Source organism: Stappia sp. ABD4_338, from assembly GCF_056312175.1.
In genome coordinates, this window is record NZ_CM149982.1 from 894,136 (window position 1) to 910,957 (window position 16,822).

Annotated in this window: 14 protein-coding genes; 8 read left to right on the forward strand and 6 right to left on the reverse strand. The window is 68.1% G+C overall.

Annotated features, from left to right (window positions below; all coding sequences use genetic code 11):
* Window positions 1-180 precede the first annotated feature (180 nt).
* The 3 genes from ACYX4S_RS03960 (at window position 181) to ACYX4S_RS03970 (ending at window position 3,891) form a co-directional block, all read left to right on the forward strand.
* Window positions 181-1,134 carry a TAXI family TRAP transporter solute-binding subunit gene (locus ACYX4S_RS03960; RefSeq protein WP_476361966.1) on the forward strand — a complete coding sequence of 318 codons (954 nt, stop codon included), beginning with the start codon at window positions 181-183 and terminating at the stop codon, window positions 1,132-1,134.
* 95 nt (window positions 1,135-1,229) lie between these two features.
* A complete protein-coding gene (locus tag ACYX4S_RS03965) occupies window positions 1,230-2,987 on the forward strand; it encodes a TRAP transporter permease (protein WP_476361967.1) in 1,758 nt (585 codons plus the stop codon).
* 61 nt (window positions 2,988-3,048) lie between these two features.
* Complete coding sequence (locus ACYX4S_RS03970) at window positions 3,049-3,891, forward strand: DUF6030 family protein (protein ID WP_476361968.1); 843 nt, start codon at window positions 3,049-3,051, stop codon at window positions 3,889-3,891.
* On the opposite strand, the gene ACYX4S_RS03975 is transcribed toward ACYX4S_RS03970, so the two are convergent.
* The gene (locus ACYX4S_RS03975) at window positions 3,892-4,812 is read right to left on the reverse strand and encodes a pirin family protein (protein WP_476361969.1); all 921 of its coding nucleotides are present in this window, start codon (window positions 4,810-4,812) and stop codon (window positions 3,892-3,894) included.
* Window positions 4,813-5,045: 233 nt separating this feature from the next.
* On the opposite strand from ACYX4S_RS03975, the gene ACYX4S_RS03980 reads away from it, so the two are divergent.
* Window positions 5,046-6,599 carry an alkaline phosphatase family protein gene (locus ACYX4S_RS03980; RefSeq protein WP_476361970.1) on the forward strand — a complete coding sequence of 518 codons (1,554 nt, stop codon included), beginning with the start codon at window positions 5,046-5,048 and terminating at the stop codon, window positions 6,597-6,599.
* A gap of 2 nt (window positions 6,600-6,601) precedes the next feature.
* On the opposite strand, the gene ACYX4S_RS03985 is transcribed toward ACYX4S_RS03980, so the two are convergent.
* Window positions 6,602-7,255 carry a class I SAM-dependent methyltransferase gene (locus ACYX4S_RS03985; protein WP_476361971.1) on the reverse strand — a complete coding sequence of 218 codons (654 nt, stop codon included), beginning with the start codon at window positions 7,253-7,255 and terminating at the stop codon, window positions 6,602-6,604.
* Window positions 7,256-7,327: 72 nt separating this feature from the next.
* Entirely contained in the window at window positions 7,328-8,209 is an 882-nt protein-coding gene (locus ACYX4S_RS03990; protein WP_293723851.1) for a LysR family transcriptional regulator, read from the reverse strand.
* A gap of 230 nt (window positions 8,210-8,439) precedes the next feature.
* Here ACYX4S_RS03990 and ACYX4S_RS03995 point away from each other — a divergent pair, with 230 nt between their 5' ends.
* Window positions 8,440-9,939, forward strand: coding sequence for a CoA-acylating methylmalonate-semialdehyde dehydrogenase (locus tag ACYX4S_RS03995; protein WP_476361972.1), 1,500 nt, complete (start codon window positions 8,440-8,442; stop codon window positions 9,937-9,939).
* Between the two features lie 331 nt (window positions 9,940-10,270).
* On the opposite strand, the gene ACYX4S_RS04000 is transcribed toward ACYX4S_RS03995, so the two are convergent.
* Window positions 10,271-10,591 (reverse strand): antibiotic biosynthesis monooxygenase, encoded by a 321-nt coding sequence (locus ACYX4S_RS04000; protein ID WP_476361973.1) that lies wholly within the window; start codon window positions 10,589-10,591, stop codon window positions 10,271-10,273.
* A gap of 101 nt (window positions 10,592-10,692) precedes the next feature.
* Complete coding sequence (locus tag ACYX4S_RS04005) at window positions 10,693-11,898, reverse strand: MFS transporter (protein WP_476361974.1); 1,206 nt, start codon at window positions 11,896-11,898, stop codon at window positions 10,693-10,695.
* Between the two features lie 110 nt (window positions 11,899-12,008).
* On the opposite strand from ACYX4S_RS04005, the gene ACYX4S_RS04010 reads away from it, so the two are divergent.
* Window positions 12,009-12,587 carry a TetR/AcrR family transcriptional regulator gene (locus ACYX4S_RS04010; RefSeq protein WP_476361975.1) on the forward strand — a complete coding sequence of 193 codons (579 nt, stop codon included), beginning with the start codon at window positions 12,009-12,011 and terminating at the stop codon, window positions 12,585-12,587.
* 12 nt (window positions 12,588-12,599) lie between these two features.
* Here the strand turns inward: ACYX4S_RS04010 and ACYX4S_RS04015 are convergent, their stop codons facing one another.
* Window positions 12,600-14,342 carry a biotin/lipoyl attachment domain-containing protein gene (locus tag ACYX4S_RS04015; protein WP_476361976.1) on the reverse strand — a complete coding sequence of 581 codons (1,743 nt, stop codon included), beginning with the start codon at window positions 14,340-14,342 and terminating at the stop codon, window positions 12,600-12,602.
* 190 nt (window positions 14,343-14,532) lie between these two features.
* On the opposite strand from ACYX4S_RS04015, the gene ACYX4S_RS04020 reads away from it, so the two are divergent.
* Window positions 14,533-15,726, forward strand: coding sequence for an acetyl-CoA C-acyltransferase family protein (locus ACYX4S_RS04020; protein WP_476361977.1), 1,194 nt, complete (start codon window positions 14,533-14,535; stop codon window positions 15,724-15,726).
* A gap of 26 nt (window positions 15,727-15,752) precedes the next feature.
* Complete coding sequence (locus ACYX4S_RS04025) at window positions 15,753-16,814, forward strand: ChaN family lipoprotein (protein WP_476361978.1); 1,062 nt, start codon at window positions 15,753-15,755, stop codon at window positions 16,812-16,814.
* The last annotated feature ends 8 nt before the right edge of the window (window positions 16,815-16,822 follow it).

Genomic DNA, 16,822 nt, shown 5'->3' on the forward strand with positions numbered 1-16,822 from the left:
ACGAATGGCGGGCCGGGGGAGACCCCGGCCCGCCGGCGTTTTGGGGAAAGTGGCGGTTCCCTCCCGATTTTTCGCGATCTTCATGGGTGCATGGCGGGACGAGGCGGATTATCCTTCCGGTCCCGCCGGACATGCAGATCCGGCAATGATCAAGACCGACAGACGTTTCGGGGAGGACACATGACGTTCTGGAGCAAACTCGCGGTGGCGGGGCTCGCCGCGCTGATCCCGCTTTCGGCCTCGGCCGAGACCCGGGTCACCTACAAGTCGGCCTCGGCCGGGTCGTCCTACTACCAGATGGGCGTGCAGGTCGCCGAGGCGATCAAGGCGGGCACGGACGGCAACATCATCCTGACGCTGGAGGAGAGCCAGGGCTCGGTCCAGAACGTGATTGAATCGGCCGTCCGTCCGGGCAATTTCGTCTTCACCTCGCCGCCGGCGCTCGTCTCGCTCGCGCAGGGCGGCAAGGCCATGTTCAAGGACAAGGCCAATCCGAAGTTCGACGAGATCCGTGCGCTGTTTCCCATTCCCTCTCTGACCATGCATTTCGTGATGCGTGCCGACACGGGCGTGACCGATTTCGCCGGAATGGAAGGCAAGACGATCCTGCTCGGCAAGGGCAGCTTCGGTGCGCGCGAGGGCGAGAAATACCTCGACATGTTCGGCCTGAAGGACAAGGTCGACCTCGCCAATGTGGAGCTGTCCAATGCGGGCGCGGCGCTCAAGAACGGCCAGATCGACGGGTTCGTGACCGCCGGATCCTATCCGGCGCCCAACGTCATCGAGGCGGCGGCCGGCACCGGCGTGACGATCATCCCGCTGTCCGACGAGCAGATCGCCGAGACCAAGCGCACGAAGCTGGTCATTCCCGCCGGGACCTATCCGGGCCAGGACGCGGATGTGGCGACCACCTCGCTCGACGTGATCGCCTTCACCACCACCGCGATGGATGACGACACCGCCTATGCGCTGACGAAGACCTTCTGGGAAGAGAAGGCCAGGATGGCCGGCGATGCGCCTTGGTGGAAGGGCGTGAGCCCGGAGATGGTCGCCACGATTCCCGGCAAGATCCATCCCGGCGCGCTGCGCTACTACGAGGAAAAGGGCGTCGCCGTGGGCGAGGCCGCGAAGTAAGGCGGACACAACTCCGCCCGAGCGTTCCTGACGCGGGGAAAGCGGGCTTTCGTCCCGCTTTCCCCGTTCCCGTTTGTCCTGTCCCGAGGCCAAGAATGTCCGCCAAAGCCCGGCTGATCTGGAGCGCGCTCGGCGCCCTGTCGATCGCGTTTCACCTGTGGCTCGTCTTTTCCGGCCTGGTGCCCAATCTGGTCAGCCGGCCCTTGCACATGGCGCTGGCCATTCCCTTCGTGCTGCTGCTGGCGCCGAAGTCCGCCTTCGAGCGGTGGAGCGGCCCGGTGATCGCGGCCGCCGGCCTTGCGGCGACCTTGTGGGTCGCGTGGAACGCGGAGGCGCTCGGCGACCAGTACGGCTACCTCTCCGGCGACTTCCAGATGGCGGTGGCCCTTGTCCTGATCGCGGTGACGCTGGAGATGGCGCGGCGGTCCATCGGCTGGCCGCTGCCGCTGGTCGCGGCCCTTGCGCTGGCCTATGCCGTGTGGGGCCCGGCGATCCCGGGCGAGTTCGGCCATCCGGGCCTTCCCATGGCGAGCCTCTTCGGCACGCTGACGATTGCCGAGGGCGGGCTGTGGGGCAAGCTCACGGGCGTCTCGGTCTCGGTCGTCGCGATCTTCGTCATCTTCGGCGCGATCCTGAACGCGGGCGAGGCGGGGCAGGGGTTCATGAATGTGGCCGCGGCCGCCGCCGGACGCCTGCGCGGCGGCGCGGCCAAGGTCTCGGTGATCTCCTCCGCGCTCTTCGGCTCGATCTCGGGATCGGCGTCGGCGAATGTCGCCTCCACCGGCGCGATCACGCTTCCGGCCATGACCAGGCTCGGCTATCCGCGTGCGCTGGCGGGCGCCGTGGAGGCGGTCGCCTCGTCGGGCGGGCAGATCATGCCGCCGCTGATGGGCGCGGGGGCCTTCGTGATGGTGGAACTCACCGGCACGCCCTATGCCGACATCATGATGGCGGCGATCCTGCCGGCGCTTCTGTATTTCCTGGCCGTGTGGGTCGGGATCGACGCCTATTCGCTGCGGTACGCGCTGAAGGGACTTGCGGCGGAGGACCGGCCCGGACTGAAGGCGGTCCTGGTCACCTCGGCGTTCTTTCTCGTGCCGTTCACGATCCTCCTGTGGGGCATGTTCGGGCTCAACGTGACGCCGCAATATGCCGCCTCGCTGGCGATCCTTGCCGGCGCCGCACTGCTGTTCCTCGACGGGCGCCTGACGTTCGATCTCCGGCGCACGCTTTCACGCTTCGAGGACGCCAGCATCAACGCAGGCCGCCAGATCGCGACCATCGCGTCGATCATCCTGTGCGCCTCCATCATCATCGGCGTGCTCGGCCTGACCGGGCTCGGGGTCAAGATCACGTCGCTGATCCTGTCGGGCTCGGGCGGCTATCTGTGGCCCGCGCTGGTGCTCACCGCGCTCGCCTGCCTGATCCTCGGCATGGAGGTGCCGACGACGGCGGCCTATGTCATCTGCGTGTCCGTCGCCGGGCCCGCTCTCACCCAGCTCGGCCTGCCACCCCTGCTCGCGCATCTGTTCGTGTTCTGGTACGCGCTGCTTTCGACGATCACGCCGCCGGTATGCGGCGCGGTGTTCATCGCCGCCGGCATGGTCGGCGAGAACTGGCTGAAGGTGGCGATGTCGGCCATGGCGCTGGGCCTCGGGCTCTATCTGGTTCCGCTCGGAATGGTCGCGAATCCCGCGCTGATCGGCCTTGCGGCCGCGCCGGTCGCCGCACTTCTCGCCGGCGTGAAGGTGGGCGCGGCGCTGTCGGCGATTTCCTTCGGCATCATCGGGCCGCTGAACCCGCTGGTGCGGGCCGGGCTTGTCGCCGGGGGCGCGGTGCTGCTGTTCGTGTAAGGCGACCTTCGCGCCGCAGCGTGCTACCAACGGCCATCGAGGCGGGAAACCGGGACGCGACATGACGGGCAGGCACCCACAGGCCGGGCCGGGGGCGCAGGCCCTTTCGGGGATCGCGCGCCGTCAGCGCCGGCGTGGTCTCGCGTTGCGCGCCGGCCTCGGCGTTCTCGCCCTTGCCGGGGCCGCCGTGCTCTTTGCGCTGATCGAGGGAGATGGTCCCCGGCGCCCTGTTGCTCCGGCACCGCCCGCGCTTCCGGCCGATCCGCTGGCGGGTGTTCCGCAACCGCTCGTCGCGCGCATCACGAGCCCGGGGATCGATCTGCCGGCAAGCTTCAAGCGGGTCTATGGCGGCAAGCCGGCGGCCCTGTGCGAGGCCATCGACGGGCTCGGCGTGCCCATGTCCGACTGGAAGCCGGACCCCTTCGTCGCCGGTGCCTGGTATTGCGCCAGCGATCTTGTGGCGATCGGGCGCGAGGACGAGGCCGGGCGCCGCTCGACGCTCTTCGTCAACCTGCGCGGCCAGTCGGCGGAAACGCTTAACACCGTGCGTATCAAGCTCAATGGGGACAATCCGCAGACGGTCGCCGCGGCGCGCGCGGCGCTGGGGCGCATTCTCGACGCGGTCGGGGAGCGCTACGGCTGGCCGTGGCCCGTTGCCCTGCGCACGGCGATCGCCGAGGCGCGTGCGGTGGAGGTGGAAGCGTTCGGACTGGCGCTGAAGGTGCTGCCCGAGGACGCCTCCCTTCAGGGCGATGCGCCAGGCACGGTGCGGCTCAACGTGATCCTGGATTTTCCCGCCGTGGATCTTGCCGCGCCGGCGGAAATCTTCGCCCCGTTTTCCTGGGAGGAGCCGAAGCGGCGCACGCGTCGCCGCTCCGGTGAGCGTGTCGGGGGAGGCAACTGATCAGGGCAGCGGAATGAAGTCTTCCTCGTCGCCGGGCACCGTGTCGAAGCGCTTGCGCTTCCAGTCTTCCTTGGCCTGCTGGATGCGCTCCTTCGAGGAGGAGACGAAGTTCCACCAGATGTGGCGCGGTCCGTCCATGGGCTCGCCGCCGAGCAGCAGGAACCTGACTGGTTGGGTGCCCGACGCGGTGGCCGTGATGCGATCTCCCGGGCGGAAAACGAGAAGGTTGCCGGGCTCGAAACGGTCGCCGGAAATGTCGAGCGTTCCCTCCACGGTGTAGATCGCCCGTTCCTCGTGCCCGGCGTCGATGGGCAGGCTTTTTCCCGGAGCCAGCGTCACGTCCGCGTAGATCGTTTCCGATGCGGTGGCGATGGGAGAGCTTGCCCCGTAGAGCGAGCCGGCGATGACGCGCACTTCCACGCCGTCGTCGCGCAGGATCGGCAGGGCGTCGCTGCCCACGTGCTCGAAGGCCGGCGCGGTCTCTTCCTTGTCCTTCGGCAGGGCGACCCAGCTCTGGATGCCGAACAGCTTGCGCGGCGCGACCTTGCGGGCCGGATCCTCGCGCTCGGAATGGACGATGCCGGATCCGGCGGTCATCCAGTTGAGCTCGCCGGGCCGGATGGCGAGATCGGAGCCCAGGCTGTCGCGGTGGTGGATCTCGCCGTCGAAGAGGTAGGTGAGCGTGGCGAGCCCGATATGCGGGTGGGGACGCACGTCGATGCCGCCGCCCGTCAGGAACTCGGCCGGTCCCATCTGGTCGAAGAAGATGAAGGGGCCGACCATCTGCCGTTTCGGCGAGGGCAGGGCACGGCGCACCTCGAAGCCGCCCAGGTCACGGGCGCGCGGCACGATCACCATGTCGATGAGGTCGCAGGCCCCGGCGTCGCCGGGCGTGGGATCGAGATCGGGCATCCAGGTCATGAGCGGCCTCGCTGGCTGGTGGTGGCTCGGCAATTCCTGCGGACAACCGGGGCGCTCGCGACGGTCCCGTTCCCGCAAGCCGTTCTTGTCATTGAACGGCAAGAGACTGACCTTCAAGATAAGGCCCGCACCCCCGGCCGCCAGAGCGCATCGTCGGGACGGTGCGTTTCCGCCTGAAGGACAATCGCGCCCGAAAGAGGCGGGATTGTCAAATCCTCTCCGGGGCCCGTCTCATGCTCAATGTTCTCCTGATCACCGCCGACCAGTGGCGTGGCGACTGTCTCGGTGTCGCCGGCCATCCGGTCGTCCGGACGCCGCACATCGACGCGCTGGCGCGTGACGGGGTCCATTTCTCGCGTCACTACTGCCAGGCGGCGCCTTGCTCGCCGGCACGGGCCTGCCTCTACACCGGACTCTACCAGATGACGAACCGGGTGGTGCGCAACGGCACGCCGCTCGATGCGCGTCATGACACCATCGCGCTGGCGGCACGGCGGGCCGGATACGACCCGACCCTGTTCGGCTACACGGACCAGTCGGTCGATCCGCGCACGGTCACCGGAGACGATCCCTGGCTGCGCACCTACGAGGGCATCCTGCCCGGCATGAGCGTGCGGGTGCGGGTGCCCGAGGATCACGGGCCGTGGCTGTCATGGCTCGAGGCTCGGGGACACAAGCTGCCCGATCCGCCGCAGGATATCTGGCTTCCCGCCGACGGTCCGGCCGATCCGCCTGGGGGACGCCCCGCGCGCTACGGCGAGGACGACACGGAGACGGCATTCCTGGTCGGGGAGTTCCTGCGCTGGCTCGGCGAGGTGGAGAGCGCGCCGCCCGCGCGGGCGAAGGCGGGTGGGCGACCCTGGTTCGCGCATCTGAGCTTCATTCGCCCGCATCCGCCCTTCATCGTGCCGGAGCCCTATGCCTCCATGTACGACCCCGAGGCGGGGCCTGAGTTTCTCGGCGCCGCGACGCCGGAAGAGGCGGGCGCGGTCCATCCCTTCCTGGCCTATTCGCTCGACAAACTCGACAAGGCGGATCTGGTGTGGGGAGCGGACGGGAAGGCGCGCGACTGGGACGAGGCGACGCGCAGGCGCATCCGGGCCACCTACTGGGGCATGGTTTCCGAGGTGGACGCGCAGATCGGGCGCGTCGTTGCCGAGCTGAAGGCGCGGGGGCTCTATGACAACACGCTGATCGTGCTCACCGCCGACCACGGCGAGATGATGGGCGACCATCAGCTCTTCTCCAAGCTCGGCTTCTACGATCAGGCGTATCACATTCCGCTGATCGTCCGCGATCCGCGCAAGCCGGCCCACCACGGGCGCACCGTGGAGGCCTTCAGCGAGTCCGTGGACATCATGCCGACGGTTCTCGAGGCAATCGGGGCCAAGTGTCCGACCTGGCTCGACGGCCGGGCGCTGACGCCGTTCCTCGATGGCGAGGCGCCGACCGACTGGCGCGAGGCCGTGCACTGGGAATACGACTTCCGCGAGGTGGCGACCGGCGAGGCGGAGGCGAAACTCGGACTGCCCATCGACCTGTCCGGCATGAGCGTCATCCGCGACGCGGACGTGAAGTACGTCCATTTCGCTGGGCTGCCGCCCCTGCTTTTCGACCTGGAGACCGACCCCGGCGAGACGCGCAATGTCGCCGACGATCCGGCCTATCTGTCGGTGCGGCTGCACTACGCGGAAAAGATGCTGGCCTGGCGCACCCGCCACCTCGACCGGCGGCTTACCGGCATCGAGCTGACCGAGGACGGGCCGGTCGACGGGCGCGAGCGGTAGCGTCAGCTCCGCCGGGCGACGAAATAGGGGACCGAGCGGTTCTTGCCGAAGGTCCGCCGGTCGGTGATCTCGAAGCCCGCCGCCCCGATCCGGGCGCGCAGGTCCGCCTCGGTGAGGGCCGTGACCGGCGGAGCCTTGCCGACGAGCTGCAGCACCGGGACCAGCAGACGCAGAAAGACCGACATCTCGCCAAGGCAGGGCGTCTTGGAAATGAAGAGCCCGCCGGGCTTCAGGCGCGCGCGCACGCCCGACAGCGTTGCATCCAGATCGCTGACAAGGTGAAGCAGGTTGAAGGCCAGCACCGCATCCACGGGAGGGGCGAGCGGCCGGTCCACAGCGGTTGGCGCCTCCTCCCGGCGGAAGGTGACGTTGGCTGGCGCCGGCTTTTCCGCCGCGATGGCGATCATGGCGGCGGAGATGTCCGTGCCGGTGTAGTCGGCCACATGCGGGGCCAGACGAAGGGCGGTGCCGCCGGTGCCGCAGCCGATTTCCAGAACGCGATCTTGCGGCCGCAACCTCTCTCGCACGGCAAGGAGCGTCTCCTCCCACGCGGGAGCGTCCCGCACGGGCATGGCCGCGTAGCGTTTGGCGAGCCTGTCCCAGAAGCGGGCCTGGCGGGCGGTTTTCTCGTCGGTTCTCACTGCGATGTCCGTCATGGTTCGCTCTGTCGTCCCTTGCCCGTCCGGTTTGACAGGGCCATACGGGGGGCGCAAGTCCGCTGGAAGCAATCAGACGAACATCGAGCGGGCGCGTTCGACTTCCTCCGCGATGAAATCGGCCGCGACCCTTACCCGGGCGATGTCGCGCACGCTCTCGTGCAGCACCAGCCAGTAGCTGCGGCGGATCACCTTGTCCGGAAGAACCGGCACGAGGTCGGGATCGCGCCGCGCGATGAAGGCATGAAGAATGCCGATGCCGGCGCCCGCGCGCACCGCCTCGACCTGTCCGAGGGCGGAGGCGATCTCGAAGCGGGGGGTGAAGCCGCGGTCGATCTCGCCCGCATAGGCAAGGGCCGTGGAATAGACCAGGTCCTCCACGTATCCGACGAGGGCGTGACGTCTGAGGTCCTGTGCGTCCGCCGGAGCGCCGGAGCGCGCCAGATAGGCGCGGGAGGCGTAGAGGCCCAGCGTGTAGTCGACCAGCTTGCGGGCGACGAGCCGGCCGTGTTCGGGTCGTTCCACCGTGATGGCGATGTCCGCCTCGCGGCGCGACAGGGAAACCGCCCGCGAGACCGGCACGAGCTGCAGGGTGAGATCCGGGTGGCGTTCGGTCAGGGCGCCGAGACGGGGGGCGAGGAAGTCGACGCCGAAGCCGTCCGGCGCACCGATGCGCACGGTGCCCGAAAGCGCCACGTCCGCACCGCCGATGCGCGCGCGGGCCGCCTGCATCTCCGCCTCGACCCGCTCGGCGATCTCCAGAAAGCTCTCACCGGCCGAGGTGAGAAGCGAGCCGGTGGTGCGCCGGTCCACCAGCTTGACGCCGAGGTCTGTTTCCAGCGCACTCAGGCGCCGCGCGACGGTGGCATGGTTGAGGCCGAGCGCGCGCGCGGCGCCGAGGAGCTGGCCGGTGCGCGCGACGGCGAGGAAGATGCGGGTATCGTCCCAGTTCATTTCACAAGGGTCCGGCGCCTCTGAACACTGTTGCGACTATAGTATGCGCACAACGGTTGCGGCAAACCGCCTATTGATGATTGCAGAAATTAAAGGCAAGACATCCTCGTTCACGCTGCCTGCGGCCCGTGTCGCGGGGGCGGACTGGATTTGCCACGTGGCGCCCGGCTATGCTCGCTCGCCGCGGGAGACAGCGGACTTCAAGCGTCCGCAACCAGGGAGAGACGCTCATGAAGACAATCGGACATTTCATCGACGGCAAGCGGGTCGAGGGCACCTCGGGCCGTTTCGCGGACGTCTACAATCCGGCGACGGGTGAGGTTCAGGCCAAGGTGGCGCTCGCCTCCAAGAGCGAGCTGGACGCGGCGATCGCCAACGCCGCCGCCGCGCAGCCGGCCTGGGCGGCGACCAACCCGCAGCGCCGCGCCCGCGTTCTCATGAAGTTCGTGGACCTGCTTCACCGCGACATGGACAAGCTTGCCGAGGCGCTGTCGCGCGAGCACGGCAAGACGATCCCCGACGCCAAGGGCGACGTGATCCGCGGCCTCGAGGTCGCCGAGTTCTGCATCGGCGCGCCGCACCTGCTCAAGGGCGAGTTCACCGAGGGAGCCGGCCCGGGCATCGACATGTATTCGATGCGCCAGCCGCTTGGCGTGGCCGCCGGCATCACGCCGTTCAACTTCCCGGCCATGATCCCGATGTGGAAGTTCTGCCCGGCCATCGCCGCCGGCAACGCCTTCATCCTGAAGCCGTCGGAGCGTGACCCGTCCGTGCCGATCATGCTCGCCGAGCTGATGCTCGAGGCGGGCCTTCCGGCCGGCGTTCTCAATGTGGTCAACGGCGACAAGGAGGCCGTGGACGGCATCCTCGACCATCCGACCATCCAGGCGGTCGGCTTCGTCGGTTCCACGGCGATCGCCGAGTACGTCTACACGCGCGGCTGCGCGGCCGGAAAGCGCGTCCAGTGCTTCGGCGGCGCCAAGAACCACATGATCATCATGCCGGATGCCGACATGGACCAGGCCGCCGACGCGCTCATCGGCGCGGGCTATGGTGCCGCCGGCGAGCGCTGCATGGCGATCTCGGTTGCCGTTCCGGTGGGTGAGGAAGCCGCCAATGCGCTGATGGAGCGTCTCATTCCGCGCGTCGAGGCTCTCAAGATCGGTCCCTACACGGCCGGCAACGATGTGGACTTCGGCCCCGTCGTCACCGCCCAGGCGCTCGAGCGCATCAAGGGCCTGGTCGACCAGGGCGTGAAGGAAGGCGCGACGCTTGCCGTCGACGGCCGCAACTTCTCGCTTCAGGGCTACGAGAACGGCTACTTCATGGGCGGCTGCCTGTTCGACAATGTCACCAAGGACATGTCGATCTACAAGGACGAGATCTTCGGCCCGGTTCTGTCGGTCGTCCGCGCCAAGACCTACGAGGAAGCCCTCGACCTGCCGATGAGCCACGAGTACGGCAACGGCACGGCGATCTTCACCCGTGACGGCGATACGGCCCGCGACTTCGCCAGCCGCATCAACATTGGCATGGTGGGCATCAACGTGCCGATCCCGGTGCCGCTTGCCTACCACACGTTCGGTGGCTGGAAGCGTTCGGGCTTCGGCGACCTGAACCAGCACGGCACCGACGCGTTCAAGTTCTACACGCGTACCAAGACGGTGACCTCGCGCTGGCCGTCGGGTCTCAAGGATGGCGCCGAGTTCTCCATCCCCACGATGAAGTGAGCCCCGGTCCGGCCCTTGTGGGCCGGACGGATCGTGCCGGTGGCACGATCGAAGGGGCGAACGCGGTCGAGGGTAAGCGGGCTTCGGCCCGCGTCGAGACCGCAACTCCGGTCGGGCGCAGTCCGAGCCATCGCCCGGTGGGGCGATGGCAGGGGTGAACGCGGATCGAGGGTAAGCGGACGCAAGTCCGCGTCGAGACCGCAACTCCGGTCGGGCGCAGTCCGAGCCATCGCCCGGTGGGGCGATGGCAGGGGCGAACGCGGATCGAAGGTAAGCGGACGCAAGTCCGCGTCGAGACCCGCTCCGGGAAACCGGGGCGGGTCCTTTTGTGTCAGGCCGTGACGTCCTGCGCGGTCGTGACGAGCGCATCGGTCTCGAAATGGCCCATGTGCACGAGACCGTCGATTGCGGCGCGGAAATCGGCGAAGGCCTCGTCGCGCGCGAAAGCCTTGGCCGCCGCGCGGGCGTGGTCGAGGCTTTCCCATTCGGCGAGGTCGGCGAAGGTCGCCGATCCACTGCTGTCGCGCACGGCACGCCAGGACAGGAAGCCCGGCATGGCGCGAATGTGGGGCATGGCCGCACGACGGGCGCGGGCGGCGTCTTCCGCGTTGCGGACGGTGTAGACAACGAGTTCGAGACAGGTCCGGGGCATGTCGGGTCTCCGTGCTGGCCCCGTCGGGTGGCGGGGCGTCGGGCACGGATGTAGCCCGTTCCTGCTGACAGCATCCTGTCAGCAGGAACGGCGGCTCCCCGTCAGGTGGCCGGGCAGCGGGCGGTCCGTGCTTCCAGGGCGCCTCCACGCAGGAGGAGGTAGCCGCCGAGCACCATTGCCAGCACAGCGGTTGAAAAGATCTCCGCGGTGGTGACGACCCCGAAGGCACGAACCAGAAAGCCGGCGCCGATGGCCGGCAGGCTGAACGCCAGGTAGCATTCCACGTAGAAGGCGGCGAGAAGCTCGGCGCGCTTGTCCGGCTCCGCGAGCGGCAGAAGCGAACGCGTGACGGCGGCGAAGCTCGCGCCGACGCCGAAGCCCGCGAACAGCGTCCCCGCGATCAGGAGCGCCAGGCCTCCCGTCATGATGCCCGCGAGCAGGAGGGCAACGCCGACGGCGACGCCGACAACTCCGATGTCCCGCAGACGGGCGGGCGGGCGGAGGCGTTGCGAGAACACGGCGGTGGCTCCGGAGAGCATGAGAAGGGCGGCGAGCGCGCCGCCGAGGAGCGGGCTTTCGATGCCGGTCGCTCCGGCGGCAACACTCGGGACGAGCGACATGAAGAAACCGCAGAGTGTCCACAGCGAGGCATTGAACGGGGTCACCCTCAGCAGGGCTGCGCGCGATGTCGGCGGTATGGCGATGCGCGGGGCGAGCGAGGCGACGGCGCCGGGCCGTCGTGTCCCGGTCTCGGGGGCGCGCAGCACGACCAGAACCTGCAGGACGTTCAGCGCCAGCAGCAGCACATAGATCAGATGGGTCGGGGCGGGCGCGAGCGCGACAAGCGCACCGGAGACGAGCGCGCCAAGCCCCATTCCCGCAAGCGGTGCCAGGCTGTTGATTGTCGGCCCGCCCGCCTGATCCAGATCGACGATCGCGGCCGCGAGGGAACTTGCCGCAAGCCCGGTCGCGATCCCCTGGAGGATCCGGGCGGCGAGAAGCCAGGTCGGCCCGTCCGCGCCCAGGAAGGTCGCCATGGCGCAGATCTGGATCAGGAGCGCCGTGACGATCACGGGACGCCGGCCGACATGGTCGGAAAGCGAGCCCGCGACAAGCAGGGCCGCGAGCAGCGCGAAGGCATAGACGGCGAAGATCAGGCTGATGAGCACCGGGCTGACCGCCCAAAGCTGCTGATAGACCCGGTAGAGCGGGGTCGGCGCCGCCGCTGCCGCGTAGATGGTGCCAAGGGTCAGAGTGAAGGCGAGAGGCCCGGCGCCTTCACGCGCCGGGGACGGACTGCTGGACATGGGAGGGACTCCAGACTAAAGCGAAGATATTGCGTTAGGTGTAGAGTGTCTGCTACCTAAAAGCAAATATTTTGCGTTAGTGTGGGGCAATCGGCCAGGAGGCGATCACAGTGACCAGGGAGCAGGCGCGCGGGCATGCGCCGACCTTTGCCGGAGCACGGCCGGGCGGGCGCAGCGCGCGGGTTCAGGCCGCCGTTCACGCCGCGACGCGGGAGCTTCTGGATACCGTGCCGCGCGAGAAGGTCACCGTGCCGGCCATCGCCCAGGCGGCGGGCGTCACGCCCTCGACCATCTATCGTCGCTGGGGGGACCTGCAGGAACTGCTTGCAGATGTCGCCGTTGAACTCATTCGCCCCGATTCCGGACCGGAAGACACCGGGGCGGTGCGGTCGGACCTCGTGACCTGGCTTGAAGACTATGCCGACGAGATGTCGTCGGACCTCGGCCAGCGTCTCCTGCGTGACATCCTGGCGAGCCGCACCGACACCACGGCGGCGCGCTGCTGCGACATGGTGTGCGAGCGCATTGCCGTGATGGCGGGTCGGGCGGCCGCGCGGGGCGAGGCCTTTCCCGACGTGGAGACTGTGGTCGACCGGCTGGTCGCGCCGGTCATCTACCGGATCCTCTTCGACGAACCGCCGGGCCCCGGTTTCTGCCGTGACCTTGTCAGCGGCCTGCTCGACCGCTGACCGCCCGGTCCGTCAGTTGCAGGACGCCGTCGCCATGACCTTGATGTCGCTGTCGTTTTCGAACGGCACCAGATGGTAGGTGCGGTTCTTGAACTTGAACTTTCGCGTTCCGGGTCCGCGCCTGCTGCCGGCCTCGTTCAGTCCGAAATAGTCGTATTTGCCGCCAAGCGGGTTCTTGACCCAGTTCGCTTTTCCCGCGGGAGCGTTGTACTCGATCCGTCGCTTGTCGCGGCTGCTCTTGTCGACGCCGATCGTGAAAAAGTGGCGATCGCGCTTGCAGGGGTTTGAGAGCAGAATGCGCGCGTATCGGTGGCTCTTGTTGCGGCCCGTCGGCCTGAGCGTGACCGCGCCGGAGGGCAGGTCTCCCTCCTTGGCGCCACGGATGATCCTGTCGTCGGCTTTCGAGAATCCGGCGGCGAGAATGAAGGGCTGGTTGCCGACCTGTTCGCTTGCCTGGAAGAACCCGGCGAAATAGCTGTTGCCATTGCTGTATGGCACGCGGAACGCACCGCTCACCATCTCCTGCGATCCCTCGCAGTTCGGATCCACTATGAGCGGCATGGGCTTTTCGCCGGTTGGTCGCGTGGCGCTCTCTAGCAGCCAGTAGCGACAGGTCACGCCACGGCGATAGAATTTTTCGGGATTCTGGAAGGACATGTTGCGCAAGGTGAGAACGGGCGGCGCCGACTTTTCGGTAAAGCGCCAGTGTCCTGCCCTGCCGATCCCGCGCGGCGCCGGCTTCACGAGCTCGGCAACTGCGATCGAGGTTCTGGAACCTTCGATTGCTCCCGGCCAGTTGTGGATCGCCGCGACGTCGACCTCCCAGACGCGCCAGAAACCGCGAATGTCCTGATGACCGCCACGTCCGTCCGACTGGGAGGCGGCACGAAAGGCACGGAACGTGACGGTCATTCCGTCACGGCTCGTGTTCGTGCGGTTGTCCGGATTGTAGCAAAGGCGCGAGAAGATGGCGTAGCGATCCGCCATCAGCACGGCCTCGCAGGAGCCGATCCGACCGCCGGGAAACTTGATGCCCAATTGGCCGTGCGCGACGAAGCGGTCGTCTTCACTCCACCCGAGCGGGCTCGCGCCCACGTCACGCCGGAGCATGACCTCCTTTGCCAGCGGCCCGTCGTAAACCTTGGGCCTGGTCCTCGCCACTGTCTGCTTCTTGCCGCTGTCGCGTCCGGAGGAGGCATTGCCGTTGGACGAGGCCACCTTCTTCTGCGGAGCGGGCCGGGTCACGGACGCGGCCCCCATGCCCGGATCGAGATCCTTGCCGAAGAACGCGTATCCACCGATCAGCACCGCAAGCACGGCAATGGCGGCCGCAATCCGCTTGCCACGGCCCTGGCCGGAGCCGGCCTGCGCGGTGTCGTCCGGCGAGGGGCCCCGAGCGGGATCGGCTCGGGATGCCGTCGCGTTTTCGCGGGCGGTATCGGCGCTGCCTCCCTGGGAGGAGGGCTCCGGCGCGTCCTCCCATTCTCCGTCGACAATGTCCTCGCCCGCTTCGGCGATGGTGACCAGAACGCGCGGGCTTGCCAGGCTGTCACCGGCACCGGCCGCGATCATGGTGACACTGCCGGCGAGCGGCGAGCGCATCGCCAGGGTTTTGCCGGTCGCGGTCTTGAGGGTCATCAGAAGCGCGCCGGCCTCGACATGATCCCCCTGTTTCACGCGCAGGTCACCGACCTGAAGCGGGAAGAGCTTTTCGTCTCGCGGGCTGAATACCTGCCTGAGCTTGTCCGCTGCCAAACCTGTCCCCCGTCAATGTTCCAGGCTCTTCCGCGCCGCCATGCGGGAAAGCCGTGCGGGAACAACATTAGCCAAAAGCTGCCGTCGCTGTCAGCGCGAATCCGCAAGCATCTTCGGGAGGTTTCCCTTTGCGCCTAGGGAAATGCACGGATAGGCTGGACTGGTTGGGGTGGGATTTCGGAGTGGATCAATGTCGCAGCGTGAAGTCGTTTTCCTGTCGGGTGTACGAACGGCAATCGGCAGTTTCGGCGGAACGTTGAAAGGGGTGCCTCCCACCGAACTGGGAGCGAAGGTCGCAAGCGAGGCGTTGCGCCGCTCCGGCATTGCCGCGGACGATATCGGCCATGTGGTCTTCGGCCACGTCATCAACACCGAACCCCGGGACATGTATCTCGCGCGTGTCGCTGCCGTGGATGCGGGCATTCCTGTCGAGGTTCCGGCGTTGACCGTCAACCGGCTGTGCGGGTCGGGCGCGCAGGCGATCGTGTCCGCCGCCCAGTCGATCCTGCTCGGCGATGCAGACTACGCGCTTGCCGGCGGTGCGGAATCCATGAGCCGCGCGCCCTACGCCAGCCCGGGCTCCCGGTTCGGCGTGAAGATGGGCGACGCGCCGCTGCACGACATGATGCTCGGCGCGCTCAACGATCCTTTCGGCGCGGGCCACATGGGCGTCACGGCGGAGAATGTCGCCGAGCGCTATTCCATCAGCCGCGAGGCGCAGGATTCACTGGCGGTGGAAAGCCAGCACCGGGCGGGCGTCGCCATTCGCGACGGTCGCTTCCAGGAGCAGATCCTGCCGCTGGAGGTAAGGAGCGGGCGCTCGACCGTCACCTTCGACACGGACGAGCACCCGCGCCCGGACACTTCGCCGTCGTCGCTGAGCGCGTTGCGTCCGGTGTTCCGGAAGGACGGCAGCGTCACGGCTGGCAATTCCTCCGGCATCAACGATGGCGCGGCGGCGGTGGTGCTGGCCGACGCTGGCCTTGCCGCGGCACGCGGGCTCAGGCCCATGGCGCGTCTCATCGGATATGCGCACGCGGGCGTCGCGCCGGACGAGATGGGCATCGGCCCGATCCCGGCGGTGCAGAAGCTGTTCGCGCGGACCGGACTGACGGCGGCGGACTTCGACGTGGTCGAATCGAACGAGGCCTTTGCCGCCCAGGCCTGCGCGGTGATGCGCGAACTCGGTTTCCCCTCCAACCGGGTCAACCCGAACGGCGGCGCCATCGCGCTCGGCCATCCGGTGGGCGCCACGGGCTGCATCGTCACGGTGAAGGCGCTTTACGAGCTTGAGCGCACCGGCGGGCGCTACGGCCTTGTCACCATGTGTATCGGTGGCGGACAGGGCATCGCCCTTGCCATCGAGAACCTCGGCGCTGCATAGTCCTGCCTCCCCGCAGGAGATCCCCCATGACTTGTCTTGCCGCCTTGCAGCGCGCCGCAACCCGTTTCGCCCTCGGCCTTTCCCTTGTTCCGCTTGCGGGCGGGGCGGTCTCCCTCGCCGACGAGGTTGCCGCGCCCGCCTCGCCGCCTCCCTTCACCCTTGAGGAGGGGCGCGGTCATCCGCTCGTCGGCAAGATCTGGTCGCCGGTGAGCGCGAGTTTCGTCGAGCCGGCGGACGTGTCGCGGGCGGTGGCGAAAGCCCGTTTCGTGCTGTTGGGCGAGACCCACGACAATCCCGATCATCATGCGCTTCAGGCGCATCTCGTCAGCGAGGCCACGAAGCGCGAGGAGGGGGACGCCCGCACGCCTTCGGTGGTGCTGGAAATGCTGACCCGCGATCTCCAGCCCAAGGTATCCGCCTTCATGGCCGAGGGGGGCACGGCGCCGGGCTTTGGCCCCGCCGTCGGCTGGGCGAAGCTCGGATGGCCAGACTTCGCCATGTATCGCCCGATCATCGCGGCGGCTCTCAAGGCGGGACTTCCGATCGTGGCCGGCGACACGCCGCGCGTGGAGCGGCGCGAGGTGGCGCGCAAGGGCATATCGGCGCTCGGCACCGAGCGGGCGATGGCGCTCGGGCTCGACCAGTCGCTGGGGGCAACTGCGGAAGGCGAGATGCTGGACACGCTCGAGCAGGGCCATTGCGGCCTGATGCCGCGCGAGAGCCTGACGCCGCTGGTTCTCGTGCAGCGCCTGCGTGACGCGACCCTCGCCCACGCGATGATCGAGGCGGACCGGCGGGCGGGACAGGGCGCGATCCTCATCGCCGGATCCGGCCACGTGCGTCGCGATCTCGGTGCGCCCTGGTATCTCGCCAGCCGTGCACCGGACCTTTCCTCCGGCGGGCAGACGATCTCCGTCGCCTTTATCGAGGTGCGCGACGGCGAGAACGAACCGCAGGCCTATGCGGGACTTGGAGCGGGCGCGCCGGCGCGCTTCGACTTCGTCTGGTTCACCCCGCGCGCCGAACGCGGCGACCCTTGCGAGGGACTGAAGGAACGCTTCGAAAAGCAGGGGGCAGGCAAGGACTGAGCCGCCGC